This window comes from Streptomyces sp. NPDC042100 (assembly GCF_055582325.1).
Genome location: NZ_JBVJDK010000002.1, coordinates 625,982 through 639,340 on the forward strand (window position 1 = coordinate 625,982; position 13,359 = coordinate 639,340).

Below are 13,359 nucleotides of genomic sequence, written 5' to 3' on the forward strand. Positions count from 1 at the left end.
GGGGGAAGTCTCTAGGCTCACAACCCACCCATCCGACGCGCTAAGGACACCCGCCATGCACCGCGCATTGATCGTCGTGGACGTTCAGAACGACTTCTGCGAGGGCGGCAGCCTCGCCGTGGCGGGGGGCGCGGACGTCGCCGCCGCCGTCACCGACCTCATCGGCCAGGCGGCCGGCGCCGCCGCCTACCGGCACGTGGTCGCCACCCGCGACCACCACATCGACCCGGGCGCCCACTTCTCGGAGCGCCCGGACTACGTCGACTCCTGGCCCAGACACTGCGTGGCGGGCACGGAGGGCGTGGGCTTCCACCCGAACTTCGCCCCCGCGGTCGCCTCGGGCGCCGTCGACGCCGTCTTCGACAAGGGCGCCTACGAGGCCGCGTACAGCGGTTTCGAGGGGCGCGACGAGAACGGCGTGACGCTCGCCGAGTGGCTGCGCGAGCGCGGGGTCACCGAGGTCGACGTGGTCGGCATCGCGACCGACCACTGCGTGCGGGCGACGGCCCTGGACGCGGCCCGGGAGGGCTTCCGCACCCAGGTGCTGCTGGACCTGACCGCCGGGGTGGCCCGGGAGACCACCGGGCGGGCCCTGGACGAGCTGCGGGCGGCGGGCGTGGAGCTGACCGGGAAGCCCGTCACCCCCGGGGAGGGGGCGCTCTAGACCGCCCTCGGGAGCGAGCGTATGGGGTGCCAGAGCTCCTGGGCGGTGATCCGCCAGAGCATCCCGTCCGGGTGGTGCAGGACGGCCGTGATCTCGTCCGGCGTCGGCGGCTCGGTGTTGCCCCGCAGGTAGACGGCCCGCAGCCCCAGGTTCCGCAGCCGGGTCAGGGCGCGGGCCCGGTTCGCCGCGTGCACCAGGAAGCGGACGGTGGCCCCGTCGCCGGCCGGGCTGGGCAGTCCTATGGCGACGACGACACTGCCTCCGGGCAGTCTGCAGAAACCCCCATTGGGCATACGGAACCACTCCCCCGTGGAACGACTGTCAATAAGGTCAGGCGGCCTAGGCCGTAAGACGCACCTAAACACGATCGGCCGCCGCCCGCTAGAGGGCGACGGCCGATCACGCTTTGACCTGCGACGATTCAGAAAACTCGCCGTTACTTGGTCGAGGGACCCACCTGGACCGTGATCGTGGAGCCGTCCTTGGCCTCCTTGACGACCTGGATCTTGGTGTTGGTGTCAGTTACCTGGACACCGGAGCGCTCGGTCTCCTTGAACCAGTAGACGCCCTTGCGGTCGTCGAAGGTCGGGTTGCCGGCCTGGGACGGGACCCAGGTGCCGACGCCGGCCTTGTGGAGCTGGAAGCCGTCCGTGCGCGAGATGCTGAACGGCGAGTCGTACGCCTGGACGCGCCCGCGCATCAGGGTGCCGTCGCCCCACTTCAGCGGGGACGGGTGGGCGTCGATCGGGAGGACACGGCCCACACCCGGGTGCTGGGAGGTGTTGTTGTCCTTCTGGGACAGGTCCCACTTCCAGATCAGCAGACCGTTCTGGTACGGGTAGTGCTCGACCCAGCTGGCCTTGTCGCCGGTGAAGCCGAAGTTGTACGGGCCGACCTTGAGGGTCTGGTCGTACGAGACGTACTGGCGGTTCTCCGCGATGTAGTACTGCTCGTACTCCTTCGCGAAGCCCTTGCCGATGCGCGAGAAGCCCTTGGCGACCCAGCCGTTGTCACCGTTCTCGGCGTTGTCCGAGAAGACCGGGGCACCGTCGGCGGTCAGCGTGATGGCGTCGGCCGTGAAGCCCTTGCCGCCCGCGCCGCCGTCCGTCTGGTAGCGGAAGCGGAGGTCGAACTTCTTGCCCGCGTAGGCACCGAGGTCGTAGACCAGCTTCTGGTGCTTCTCCGAGGCGCCGGTCAGCGCCGGGGCGCCGGAGGCGTCCTTCTGGAGCGGCTTGCCGTCGGCGGTGCCGTCGAGGGCGTGCCAGTTGGCGCCGCCGTCGGTGGAGGCCTCGGCGTACAGGTAGTCGTAGTCCTGCTCGATGTCGTACCAGCCCTGGAGCTCCAGGGAGGCCGACGTCTTGCCGGTCAGGTCGACGGGGCGGGTGAGGGTGTTCTTGAGGTCGTCACCCATGTCGCTCCACCACTGCGTGGCGCCCTGGGCGGGGGCCACGACGTCCGTGGTGACGGACTTCTTCGGCAGCTCGACGACGAGCGCCTGCGGGTTCTTGGTGTTGTACTCCGAGACGCCCAGCTTGTGGGTGGTCTTGGTGCCCCGCTGCCAGTCGTTGACCTTGGCGTAGTTCAGCCAGCCGAGCTGCAGCTTGTCCCAGGCGTTCATGTCGCCGGGGAGGTCGCCGATGGAGTCCTTGCCGGTGCCGAGCCAGGAGCCGGAGGACATGAGGGTCCAGAAGCCCGTGGAGTTCTCGCCGCCGGCGGTGTCGTAGTGGTCCGGCAGACCGAGGTCGTGGCCGTACTCGTGCGCGAAGACGCCGAGGCCGCCGTTCTCCGGCTGCATCGTGTAGTCGCCGACCCAGATGCCCGAGTTGCCGATCGGGGTGCCGCCGGACTTGTTGCCCGCCGGGCCGGTCTTGCCCGCGTCGGTGCCGTAGGCGTACCAGCGGTGGGCCCACAGGGCGTTGGTGCCCTCGGCGCCGCCGCCGGCCGACTCGTCCTCGCCCGCGTGGACGATCTGGAAGTGGTCGATGTAGCCGTCGGGCTCGTTGAAGTTGCCGTCGTTGTCGAAGTCGTAGCGGTCCCACTGGTCGTACTGCGCCAGCGTCGCCTTGATCTCGGCGTCGGTCTTGCCCTTGGCCTTCTGGTCCGCGTTCCAGGCCACCAGGCCGTCGCGGACGGTGTCCCACACGTTGGCGCAGTTGGTCTGGCCGCAGTAGTTGGAGCCGTAGCGGGCCTCGTTGTACGGGACCTTGACCCAGTCGGAGACCGCGCCGTCGACCGAGTAGCGGCCGGACGAGGTCTTCTCGTAGTAGGTCTTCAGGGACTGCTTCTGCTGCCCCTTCTTGTCCTTGCCGGTACCGAAGTACAGGTCCTGGAAGTGCTGCTGGTTGTAGTCCGCCTGCCAGGCCGTGGAGTTGTCGTTCTTCCGGTCCGGCTTGGCTATCGCGTTGTGCAGCGGGCCGGGCGTGCCGCCGTACTTCGGCTTCAGCTCGTCCGTGTCGTCGTCCTTGCGGTCGACCAGGGTCGTGTTGTCGACCTGGTCGCCGAACTCGACGAGGATCGTGAAGATCTTGTCGGTCTTCTCGCGGCCGAGCTCGACGTACTTCTTGCTGTCGAGCTTGACGACCTTCGAGCCGCCCCGGTTCTCGACCTTGCTCTCGCCGTTCAGCACCTGCTCCAGGGCAGCCTTGCGCTGCTGGTCCTGCTGCTTGCTGTACGGGCCGTCGAGGTCGTGGTCGACCGTGGTCTTGTCCACGGAGCGCGCGCCGGGCGCGGACGCCGCCGGCACGCTGCCGTGGTTGTCGGCCCAGGCGGTGGTGAAGGTCGAGGCGGTGGCGGCGGTAGCCGCGAGCGCCACGACGACTGCGGACGCTCGGATCGCCCGTCGTCTGTTGGTCACTTGGATCTGTCCTCCCCGGCGCCCCTCGCCGCGGACCGGTGTGGGGTATCCGCCGGCGGGTCTGCGCGTCACAAGTGACGACATTCGACCGGAGTTGCCGAAGAAAAGACAGATCTTGACTTGGACACACCAACTGCACTATGCAGGAGCGGATTTCCGATAATCGAACGCGTGCCGAACACCGGGCGAGCTCCCGGTGGCCTTTCGTGCGCCCCTGCGCCCCCCGTGCCTCCGCACCGTGGGTTAGGTCACGCTTACTTCTGGTTCCCCTCGGGCATCCACCGTCGTAGAGTCGCCCATTGCCACGCGCACGTCGCCACGCGCACGCTCGCCCGAGGGACGGTACCCGTCATGCAGCGTCCGACCGCCGCACAGTCCGCCTACGGTTCGGCCACCGTCGTGTTCGCGACCGTCGCCCTGCTGCTGCTCTCCGGCACCACCACGACGCTCGGCATCGCGGCGATCTGTGCCGCGGGGCTGATCCTCGGGGTGCTGGTGGCGGTGACGATGCCGGTACGGAAGCGGCCAGTCAAGCCTTCGGTCGCCGGCGGAGCCGCCGGGCCCGCCGGCTCCGCCGCCCCCTCGAACGAGGAGATCCGGGTGCCCGCCGCGCGCGTGGGCGCGGGCGCCGACACCCGGATCCGCTCGTAACCCCGCCCCGTCCCTCCCCGTACCTCCCCGTCCCCGCCCGGTCCGCCCCTCGCCCGTCACGGGGCGACCTGCACCACCACCGTCTTGGCCGCCTTGTCGTGCAGGCCCTGCTTGTAGGGCTTGTCGACCAGGATCAGGATCAGCAGGAGCAGCGGCCACAGGCAGGCGCAGCAGATCAGCGCGGGCACCCACAGCACGATCGCGCGGATCAGCGACGCGTTCATCGAGGGCGTGGAGCCGTCGTTGAGCATCCCGACCCGCAGCTTCAGCCACTTCTTGCCGAGGGTCTGCCCGCGCTTGGCGTTCATCAGGGTGTCGTAGCCGACGTACGCGACGATGGTGATGAGCTGGAAGACGAGCTGCCCGCCGCCGTTGAGGCTGTTGACCGTGTCCCCGAAGTCGTTCCCGCTCTCGGTGGCCCGCTGGTACACGTTGAAGGGGATGCCGAGGATCGCGAGCGGCACGGCGATGATCAGCCAGTCGACGATCCGCGCGGCGACGCGCCGCCCCGTCTCGGCGAGCGGCGGCATCCCGGCGAGCGGGTCGGCCCCGCCGTAACCACCGCCGTAACCGGACCCGTAGGGCGGCGGCGGGCCTCCCGGCGGGGGCGGGGGCGGCGTGGAGTCGTACGGGTTCCCCGGCGGCGGCCCGCCCTGCGGGGGCGGGGGCGGCGGGGGCGGCGGCGGGCCGGAGTCCGGCGGGCGCTTGGCGAACGGGTCGTCCTCCGGCGGCTGACCCGGGGGCGGCGGCGGCTGATCGTTGCTCATGGGGGCAGTGCACCCCGGACGCCGGGCCCCCGCAATCGAGCACGGCCCGTTCGGGGGACGGGGCGGGGCGGGGCGGGGGCCGAAGGCCCGGGGCCGGGGGCCAGGTCCAAAGGCCGGGGGCCGGGGGCGAGGGCCAAAGGCCGGGGGCCGGGGGCCGGGATCCGGCCTACCGGGCGACGAAGGTGCGGGCCGCCTTGTCGTGCCAGCACTGGCGCCACGGCCGGTCGACCAGACACCACAGGACGTTCATCACCCCGAGCACGAGCAGCCCGAGCACGCTGTAGACCAGCCAGCGGCGCAGCGCGGCGCCGAAGGAGGGCGGCTCGTGCGCCTCGATGTCCCACACCTGGATCCCGCACAGCTTCTTGCCGAGCGTGCGCCCCCAGCGGGCCGTGGGCAGCGCCTCGTAGAGCACGCCGAGCACGAGGAGCGCGGCGAGGGCGATGCCGAACTGCACGCTGGTCGTCGAGTCGACCAGCCAGACCTGGACGGTGACGCCGGACCGCTTGGCCGCCGCGATCTTCTCGTCGATGTGCGCGAGGGCGGCGGTGACGAAGGGGTACGCGGCGGCCCCGGCCATCGCCCCGAACACGAGCGTGTCGACGAGCCGGGCCACCAGCCGCCGCCCCAGCCCGGCCGGGCGCGCGGAGGCCTGCGCCTGCGCGAGGGCGAGGAAGGGATCCGCGACGGGCGGCTTCCAGGGGACTACGGGGTCCTGGGCTTGGGGCTGGGGCTGGGCCAGGGGCTGGGATTGGGCCTGGGGCTGGGATTGGGCCTGGGCCTGCGGCTGGGCCTGAGCCTGCGGCTGGGCCTGGGCCTGCGGCTGGGCCAGGGGCTGGGGCTGCGGCGTCCGGGGGGCCGGGGCGGTCGCTTGCTGAGGCGGCGACGGCTGCGGCTGGGCCTGCTGCGGGGCTTGGGGCGCCCACGAGGGGGCTACGGGCATCCCGCCGAGCCGGGCGGCGGCCGCCGCGGCCCCGGCGGCGCTCGCGGGGGCGCTCCCGGCGGCGGTCTGGCCCGGCAGGCCGGCCCGCTCTTCGGCCGCGCCGCCGGCCGGGGGCCAGACGGGGGCGGGGCCCTGACCGGGCAGCCCCGCGGACTCCCGTACCGGCTCGGTCCGTACCGGCTCCACGGCCGGACCGGCACCCGCCCGAGGCCACACCGGAGCGGCGGCGGCCCTCGGGTCGGCTGCGGCCTGGGCGGTGTCCGAGGAGGGGGAAGAGGCCGAAGAGGCCGGGGAGGCGGAAGAGGTGGAGGGGGTGGAGGCGCCCGGGGCGCCGTCCGCGTCCTCGCGTCCCCACGACACCCTCTGGTCGCGTTCGCCGCCGAAACCCGTCTGGACCGAGGTCGTCGCGTGCCAGACCGAGGCGGGCTCCGGGTCCGGGTCCGGTACCGGGGCCTGGGCCGGGGCCTGGGTCGGATCCGGGTCGGTGTCGAAGAAGACCGGGCCGGTCTCCTCGACCGAGGGGACGGACGGCGGCACGGACACGGGTGCGGGTGCCGGGGCCGGGCTCGGGGCCAGTTGGGGGGCGAGCGCGGTCGGCGGGGCCGGCGGGGCCTCGCCGTCGGCGGGGGCGGGCCGGCTCGTCCCGGGCACCCACGCGCCGCCGTTCCAGTACCGGATGTACCCGGGGATCGACGGATCCGGGTAGTAGCCCGCCCGCGGTACCTCTCCGCCGCCTCCAGGAGGAGTAGCCACTGCCCCGACTCCGTTCAGTCACAACGCCCTTGGTCCGCGCGGTCGCGCCCCGACCGCGCCACGCCCAAGGAGGACAGTAACGAAGAACGCCCCCGCGGGGACAAGGAGCCCGCCAGAAAGCCCGCCTTCGGGGGACGGAACCCGATTTTCGTCACACAGAGTGATATTCGGGCCCGCACTCACCCGCCCCGGAAAAAATCTTCGGAAACTTCTCCGAAGTCGCGTAATGGATCGCCCGGACCGCGCTCTCTCCTCGTGAAGGCCCAGCCACGGGCCCCCACGAGAGAGAGGCGTCACCGCCATGCAGAACACCGAGAAGAACAACGTCGTCGAGCGCGAGCTGGAGCTGAAGCTGGTGCTCTCCCCCGAGCGCTCCGTCCCGGTCCCCGCGCGCCTCGCGTACCGCGTCGACGACCCGTACGCCGTGCACATCACCTTCCACATCGGCTCCGAGCACCCGGTCAACTGGACCTTCGCCCGCGAGCTGCTCGTCGAGGGCGTGTTCCGCGCCTGCGGCCACGGCGACGTGCGCATCTGGCCGACCAAGGTGGACGGCCGCAACGTCGTCCTGGTGGCGCTCTCCTCCCCCGACGGCGACGCCCTCCTGGAGGCGCCGTCCGCGCAGGTGTCCGCGTGGCTGGAGCGGACCCTGCGCGCGGTGCCGCCGGGCACCGAGACCGAGCAGCTCGGCATCGACGAGGGTCTCGCCGAACTGCTGGCCACCAGCGCGATCGTGGACGAGCTGTGGCTGCGCGACCCGTGGCCGTCGGACGAGTCCACGGACGGCGAGCTGTGACTCCGGTACGGAGGTGCCCGGCAGGGAGGCGCCCGGTACGGAGGCGCCCGGTAGAGAGGCGCCCGGCACGAAGATCCCCGGTACGACGGTCCCCGGTGCGAAGGTCAGAAGAGCTTGCCGGGGTTGAGCAGGCCCAGCGGGTCGAAGGTCCGCTTGATGCCCCGCTGCAACTCCAGACCCACCGGCCCCAACTCCCGCGCCAGCCACTCCTTCTTCAGCACGCCCACCCCGTGCTCCCCGGTGATCGTGCCGCCCAGCGCGAGCCCGAGCGCCATGATCTCGTCGAAGGACTCCCGGGCCCGCCGCGACTCGTCCTCGTCGGCGTGGTCGAAGCAGACGACGGGATGGGTGTTGCCGTCGCCCGCGTGCGCGCAGACCCCGATGGTCAGCCCGTACTTCTCCGCGATCGCCGTCGTCCCGGCCAGCATCGCGGCCAGCTTGGTGCGCGGCACGCAGACGTCGTCGATCATGGTCGCGCTCTTGATCGTCTCCAGCGCGGTGAGCGACAGCCTGCGGGCCTGGAGCAGCAGTTCGGACTCGGCCGCGTCCTCGGCCGGCACGACCTCGGTGGCCCCGGCCGCCCGGCAGAGCTCCGCGACGGCGGCCAGGTCGGCCCCCGGGTCCGGACTGTCGAAGGCGCACAGCAGCAGCGCCTCGGTGGTGTCCGGCAGCCCCATGTGGGCCAGCTTGTTGACGGCCCGGACGGTGGTGCCGTCCATCAGTTCGAGGAGCGACGGCGTGTGGCCGCGCTCCATGATCGCGCAGACGGCCTCGCAGGCGGCGCCCGCCGAGGGGAACTCGGCGGCCAGCGCGAGCTGGACGGGCGGCTGCGGCCGGAGCGCCAGCACCGCCCCGACGACGATGCCGAGGCTGCCCTCGGAGCCGACGAAGAGCCGGGTCAGGTCATAGCCCGCGACGCCCTTGGCGGTGCGCCGGCCGGTCCGCAGCAGCCGCCCGTCGGCGAGCACGACGTCCAGGCCGAGCACGTACTCGGCGGTGACCCCGTACTTCACGCAGCACAGCCCGCCGGACGCGGTGCCGATGTTGCCGCCGATGGTGCAGGTCTCCCAGCTGGAGGGGTCCGGCGGGTAGTACAGGCCCTGTTCGGCGACGGCCCGCGAGAGCACCGCGTTGACCACGCCCGGTTCGACGACGGCGATCCGGTCGACCGGGTCGATCTCCAGGATGCGGTCCATCTTGACCAGGGAGAGCACGACGCAGCCGTCGGAGGCATTGGCGCCGCCGGAGAGGCCGGTACGGGCGCCCTGCGGCACCACCGGCACCCGCAGCGCGGTCGCGGTGCGCATCACGTGCTGGACCTGCTCGACGGTGCGCGGGAGCACGACGGCCGCGGGGGTGCCGGCCGTGCAGAAGCTCGCCATGTCGTGGGCGTACGAGGCGGTGACGTCCGGGTCGGTGAGCAGCGCCTCGGCGGGGAGTCCGGCGCGCAGTTCCCGGTGGAGCCGCGCCTGAAGATCGTCCTGCTGAAGATCGTCCATGGGTCCAGCGTGGCACCCGGGGCCATCGGTGTGAACCCGCCGGGACCGGCGCTCGTGTGCTCTTCGTACAGCGGCCCGCGGGCGCACAGTGAGCGCCATGAGGAGCGAGAACGTGTCGCGGACGGTGCTGGCCTGCGGTGTGGGCGCGGTGCTCGCCGCGACGGCGCTGCTGTACGTGCCGGAGCTGTTCGGCCGCGAGCCGCAGCGCCCGCCCGGTCCCGCCGAGCGGGCGGCGAACGCGGCGCACGCCGGGGCCCGGGCGGCCCTGCCCGACCTGGTCGCGCTGATCGGGGACCGCGAGACCTGGCTGAAGGCCCATCCCGGTGACGAGGCGTCCTGGGCGGTGCTCGGCGCGGCCTATACGGAGCGGGCGCTGCGCCGCGCGGACCCGGCGGACCTGCCGCGCGCGGAGGAGGCCCTGAAGCGGTCTCTGGCCTTGCGCCCGGCCGCGCGCGGGAAGCAGGGGGGTCGCGGGAACGTCGACGCGGAGCTGGGCATGGCGGCGCTGGCGAACGCGCGCGGCGACTTCGCCGCCGGGAAGCGCTGGGGCGAGCAGGCGCGCGCGGCGGGCCCGAAGCGCTGGTCGGCGTATCCGGCGCTGATCGACGCGTACGAGGGCCTGGGCGACTACAAGGCGGCGCAGAAGGCGACGGAGACCCTGGCCGAGCTGCACGCGGGCCCCTCGGTCAGCGCCCTGTCGGCGCGGCTGTACCGCAACCGGGGCTGGCGCGAGGACGCGGGCGCGGCGGCGGCGGACGCGGTGGCGCTCGCGGAGTCGGACGCGGACAAGGCGGCGGCCCTGGCGCGCCTGGGCGACCTGGCGGGGGAGCGCGGCGAGCCCGCGGAGGCGCTGGGCTCGTACGAGACGGCGCTGCGGCTGGTCCCGGACGACCCGCCGTCGCTCGCGGGCCGGGCCAGGAGCCTGGCGGCGCTGGGGCGCACGGACCAGGCGGTGCACGGCTGGCAGACGGCGCTGGCCCGGCAGCCGCTCCCGGACCTGCTGCTGGAGGCGGGCGAGCTGTTCGAGTCGCTGGGCCGGGACGGGGACGCGCGGACCCTGTACGAGCGCCTGCGGACGCAGCGGCTGCCGCGCGCGGAGGTGGCCCGGGGGCTGCTGGCGGCGGACCACGGCGATCCGGCGGAGGCGGTGCGGCTGCTGCGCGCGGAGTGGGCGCGGGGCCACCGGGAGGTGCGGGTGGCGGACGCGCTCGGCTGGGCGCTGTTCCGGTCGGGCGAGCCCAAGGAGGCGCTGGAGTACGCGAAGCGGGCGACCGACGAGGGGCTGCGCAGCGCGCTGTTCGCCTACCACCGGGGCGAGATCGAGCGGGCCCTGGAGGAGGGCGGCCCGGCCCGCCGGCACCTGGCGGAGGCGCTGCGGATCGACCCGTCCTTCTCGCCGCTGCTCGCCCCGCGCGCGCGGGAGGCCCTGGACGCGCTGGGCGACCTGCCGGACGAACTCCCCAAGGACGTACGGCCGGACACACGGCCGGACGCACGCCAGGACACACGGCCTCAGGAGCCGAAGAAGGCGGCGCGGACGCCGGGCGGGAAGCCGGCCTGAAAGGACCCGCCCGCGCGCGGGCGCGCGGGGCGGTGCCCCGGGCGGCCCCCCGTGACCGCCCGGGACGTGGGGAAGGGCCCGGCCCCGGGACGCGTCACCCGGGTCCGGGCCCCTCGTTCGGGGCGCGGCGGCCGCTAGAGGTTGCCGCGCTTGTCCTGCTCGCGCTCGATGGCCTCGAAGAGGGCCTTGAAGTTGCCCTTGCCGAAGCCCATGGAGCCGTGGCGCTCGATCATCTCGAAGAAGACGGTCGGGCGGTCCTGGACCGGCTTGGTGAAGATCTGGAGCAGGTAGCCGTCCTCGTCGCGGTCGGCGAGGATCTTCAGCTCGCGCAGCTCGTCGATCGGGACGCGGGTGTCGCCGACCCACTCGCCGAGGGTGTCGTAGTACGCGTCCGGGACGGACAGGAACTCGACGCCGGCGGCGCGCATCGCGCGCACGGTGGCGACGATGTCGTTGGTGGCGAGCGCGATGTGCTGGACGCCGGGGCCGCCGTAGAACTCCAGGTACTCGTCGATCTGCGACTTCTTCTTCGCGATCGCCGGCTCGTTGATCGGGAACTTGACCTTCTTGGTGCCGTCCGCGACCACCTTCGACATCAGCGCCGAGTACTCGGTCGCGATGTCATCGCCCACGAACTCCTTCATGTTCGTGAAGCCCATGACGTTGTTGTAGAACTCGACCCACTCGTTCATACGGCCGAGTTCGACGTTGCCGACGCAGTGGTCGATCGCCTGGAAGGTGCGCTTGGCCGGCGGCTCGACGATCGGCCGGGCGGCGACGTAGCCGGGCAGGTAGGGGCCGTCGTAGCCGGAGCGCTCGACGAGGGTGTGGCGGGTCTTGCCGTACGTGGCGATGGCGGCGAGCACGACGGTGCCGTGCTCGTCCTTCAGCTCGTGCGGCTCGACGAGCCCGGTGGCGCCCTGGGCCACGGCGTGGGCGTAGGCGGCGCGCGCGTCCGGCACCTCGATCGCCAGGTCGACGACGCCGTCGCCGTGGGCGGTGACGTGCTCGTCGATGAAGCGGCCCCAGTCGCTGGTGGCCTTGATGACGGAGGTGAACACGAAACGGGCGGAGCCGTTGGTGAGGACGTAACTGGCGGTCTCCCGGCTGCCGTTCTCCGGTCCGGAGTAGGCGACCAGCTTCATGCCGAAGGCCGTGGAGTAGTAGTGCGCGGCCTGCTTGGCGTTGCCGACGGCGAAGACGACCGCGTCCATTCCCTTCACCGGGAAGGGGTCGGCCTCACGCGCGGTGGTCGGGGTGTGATCGAGGGTCTCAGTCATGACAGCAGAGTCCCGCCGTCCGGCAAGCTGCGCAATAGTTTCTTGTTCCCCTGGTCAATCTGCACAGCGATGGGCCACCATCGGCGTGCGACTTGTACATGATGACCATCAGGAGACCCGCATGGCGATCGATCATCTGGACGGACGGCTCATCGTGCTCCTCGCCGAGGAGCCCCGGATCGGCGTCCTGGAGGCCTCGCGCCGCCTCGGCGTGGCGCGCGGCACGGTCCAGGCACGGCTCGACCGGCTCCAGTCCCAGGGCGTGATCCGCGGCTTCGGCCCCCAGGTGGACCCGGCGGCGCTCGGCTACCCGGTGACCGCCTTCGCGACCCTGGAGATCAAGCAGGGGCAGGGCGCGGACGTGCGGGGCCATCTGGCGACCGTCCCGGAGGTGCTGGAGCTGCACACGACCACGGGCCACGGCGACATGCTCTGCCGGCTGGTCGCGCGGTCCAACGCGGACCTCCAGCGGGTGATCGACCGGGTGGTGGGCTTCGAGGGCATCGTCCGGGCGTCGACGGCGATCGTCATGGAGAACCCGGTCCCGCTGCGGATCATCCCGCTGGTGGAGCAGGCCGCGGGGGACGGCGACGCGCGGCACTGACACCCCGGCACTCCCTCCAGAGTTGCAAAGAAGTCTCTGCAAAAAACCCTTGCAGAGATCCCTTTGCAACTCTACGGTGGAGTCATGCCCGAGAAGCCCGAGCCGAAGCCCGAGCCGGAGCACGACCCCTCCGCGCCCGCCGCAGCCCCCGACGTCGAACCCGGCGCCAGGGTGCTGGACCCGCGCTCCCTGCGCGGCCTCGCCCACCCCCTGCGCATCCAGCTGCTCCGCGCCCTGCGCCACCACGGCCCCGCCACCGCCTCCCAGCTCGCCGAGCGCCTCGGCGAGTCCAGCGGCGCCACCAGCTACCACCTGCGCCAGCTCGCCGCCCACGGCTTCGTCGAGGACGACCCCGAGCGCGGCAAGGGCCGCGAGCGCTGGTGGAAGGCTGCCGCGCAGGGCACGACCTTCGACGAGGCGCTGTACGAGAACACGGACCCGGAGGTCCAGGGCGCCGTCGAGATCTACCTCCACGAGATAGCGACCATCCACACCCAGGAGCTCAGCACCTACCTGGGCACCCGGCACCAGTGGGCCGAAACCTGGCTCGGCGCCTCCGACATGAGCGACTTCACGCTCCACCTGTCCCCCGACCGGCTGCGCGAGCTCGACGGACGCCTGCACGCCCTGATCAACGAGTACCGGGACACCGAGGACCGCGAGGCCCCCGACACCCAGCGCGTCCGGATGCACCTGCACGCCTTCCCCCAGCACGGCGAGAACTGACACCGCGACCCGAAGGACCACGCCATGCACTCCGACATCCACCACGTCCTGCACGACCTGACCGCCGCCGAGCTCCACCGCACCGCCGGCGGCCTCGCCGCCTCGGCCGCCCCGGCCGGCCCGCGCCCGCCCGCCACCCCGGTCCGGGTCCAACTCGGCTGGAAGCTGGTCGAGTTCGGCCTGCGGCTCGCCGTCCCGCAGCCGCGCGGCGGCTGCGCCACCGCCTGACCCACAGCAGCACCAGCCATCCACCGGGGGGAA

The 13,359-nt window shown here is 72.5% G+C and carries 13 protein-coding genes; 7 read left to right on the forward strand and 6 right to left on the reverse strand.

The window, feature by feature from the left end:
• The first annotated feature begins 55 nt into the window (after positions 1–55).
• The gene (locus tag ACZ6J5_RS06995) at positions 56–664 is read left to right on the forward strand and encodes an isochorismatase family protein (RefSeq protein ID WP_469388458.1); all 609 of its coding nucleotides are present in this window, start codon (positions 56–58) and stop codon (positions 662–664) included.
• Here ACZ6J5_RS06995 and ACZ6J5_RS07000 read toward each other — a convergent pair.
• Positions 661–957 carry a hypothetical protein gene (locus tag ACZ6J5_RS07000; RefSeq protein ID WP_469388459.1) on the reverse strand — a complete coding sequence of 99 codons (297 nt, stop codon included), beginning with the start codon at positions 955–957 and terminating at the stop codon, positions 661–663. The two genes, ACZ6J5_RS06995 and ACZ6J5_RS07000, sit on opposite strands and share 4 nt — an antisense overlap.
• Before the next feature lie 143 nt (positions 958–1,100).
• Positions 1,101–3,518 carry an immune inhibitor A domain-containing protein gene (locus ACZ6J5_RS07005; protein ID WP_469388462.1) on the reverse strand — a complete coding sequence of 806 codons (2,418 nt, stop codon included), beginning with the start codon at positions 3,516–3,518 and terminating at the stop codon, positions 1,101–1,103.
• Between the two features lie 351 nt (positions 3,519–3,869).
• Between ACZ6J5_RS07005 and ACZ6J5_RS07010 the strand changes: the two genes are divergently transcribed.
• Entirely contained in the window at positions 3,870–4,169 is a 300-nt protein-coding gene (locus ACZ6J5_RS07010) for a hypothetical protein (RefSeq protein ID WP_469388465.1), read from the forward strand.
• Between the two features lie 56 nt (positions 4,170–4,225).
• Here ACZ6J5_RS07010 and ACZ6J5_RS07015 read toward each other — a convergent pair whose 3' ends face one another.
• Positions 4,226–4,936, reverse strand: a complete 711-nt coding sequence (locus ACZ6J5_RS07015) for an RDD family protein (RefSeq protein ID WP_469388467.1) — start codon at positions 4,934–4,936, stop codon at positions 4,226–4,228.
• 166 nt (positions 4,937–5,102) lie between these two features.
• Positions 5,103–6,632 (reverse strand): RDD family protein, encoded by a 1,530-nt coding sequence (locus tag ACZ6J5_RS07020; RefSeq protein ID WP_469388469.1) that lies wholly within the window; start codon positions 6,630–6,632, stop codon positions 5,103–5,105.
• 301 nt (positions 6,633–6,933) lie between these two features.
• Here ACZ6J5_RS07020 and ACZ6J5_RS07025 point away from each other — a divergent pair, with 301 nt between their 5' ends.
• Positions 6,934–7,428 carry an SsgA family sporulation/cell division regulator gene (locus ACZ6J5_RS07025; RefSeq protein ID WP_469388471.1) on the forward strand — a complete coding sequence of 165 codons (495 nt, stop codon included), beginning with the start codon at positions 6,934–6,936 and terminating at the stop codon, positions 7,426–7,428.
• 104 nt (positions 7,429–7,532) lie between these two features.
• Here ACZ6J5_RS07025 and ACZ6J5_RS07030 read toward each other — a convergent pair whose 3' ends face one another.
• Positions 7,533–8,927, reverse strand: a complete 1,395-nt coding sequence (locus ACZ6J5_RS07030; RefSeq protein WP_469388473.1) for an FAD-binding oxidoreductase — start codon at positions 8,925–8,927, stop codon at positions 7,533–7,535.
• Between the two features lie 97 nt (positions 8,928–9,024).
• Between ACZ6J5_RS07030 and ACZ6J5_RS07035 the strand changes: the two genes are divergently transcribed.
• Entirely contained in the window at positions 9,025–10,488 is a 1,464-nt protein-coding gene (locus ACZ6J5_RS07035; protein WP_469388475.1) for a tetratricopeptide repeat protein, read from the forward strand.
• Between the two features lie 134 nt (positions 10,489–10,622).
• Here ACZ6J5_RS07035 and hppD read toward each other — a convergent pair whose 3' ends face one another.
• Entirely contained in the window at positions 10,623–11,768 is a 1,146-nt protein-coding gene (gene hppD, locus ACZ6J5_RS07040) for a 4-hydroxyphenylpyruvate dioxygenase (protein WP_469388477.1), read from the reverse strand.
• A 121-nt stretch (positions 11,769–11,889) separates the two neighbouring features.
• On the opposite strand from hppD, the gene ACZ6J5_RS07045 reads away from it, so the two are divergent.
• The 3 genes from ACZ6J5_RS07045 to ACZ6J5_RS07055 all read left to right on the forward strand — a co-directional run bounded on the left by ACZ6J5_RS07045 (position 11,890) and on the right by ACZ6J5_RS07055 (position 13,326).
• Positions 11,890–12,372 carry an Lrp/AsnC family transcriptional regulator gene (locus ACZ6J5_RS07045; RefSeq protein ID WP_469388479.1) on the forward strand — a complete coding sequence of 161 codons (483 nt, stop codon included), beginning with the start codon at positions 11,890–11,892 and terminating at the stop codon, positions 12,370–12,372.
• Between the two features lie 84 nt (positions 12,373–12,456).
• Positions 12,457–13,098, forward strand: coding sequence for an ArsR/SmtB family transcription factor (locus ACZ6J5_RS07050; RefSeq protein WP_469388481.1), 642 nt, complete (start codon positions 12,457–12,459; stop codon positions 13,096–13,098).
• Between the two features lie 24 nt (positions 13,099–13,122).
• A complete protein-coding gene (locus ACZ6J5_RS07055; protein WP_469388484.1) occupies positions 13,123–13,326 on the forward strand; it encodes a hypothetical protein in 204 nt (67 codons plus the stop codon).
• The last annotated feature ends 33 nt before the right edge of the window (positions 13,327–13,359 follow it).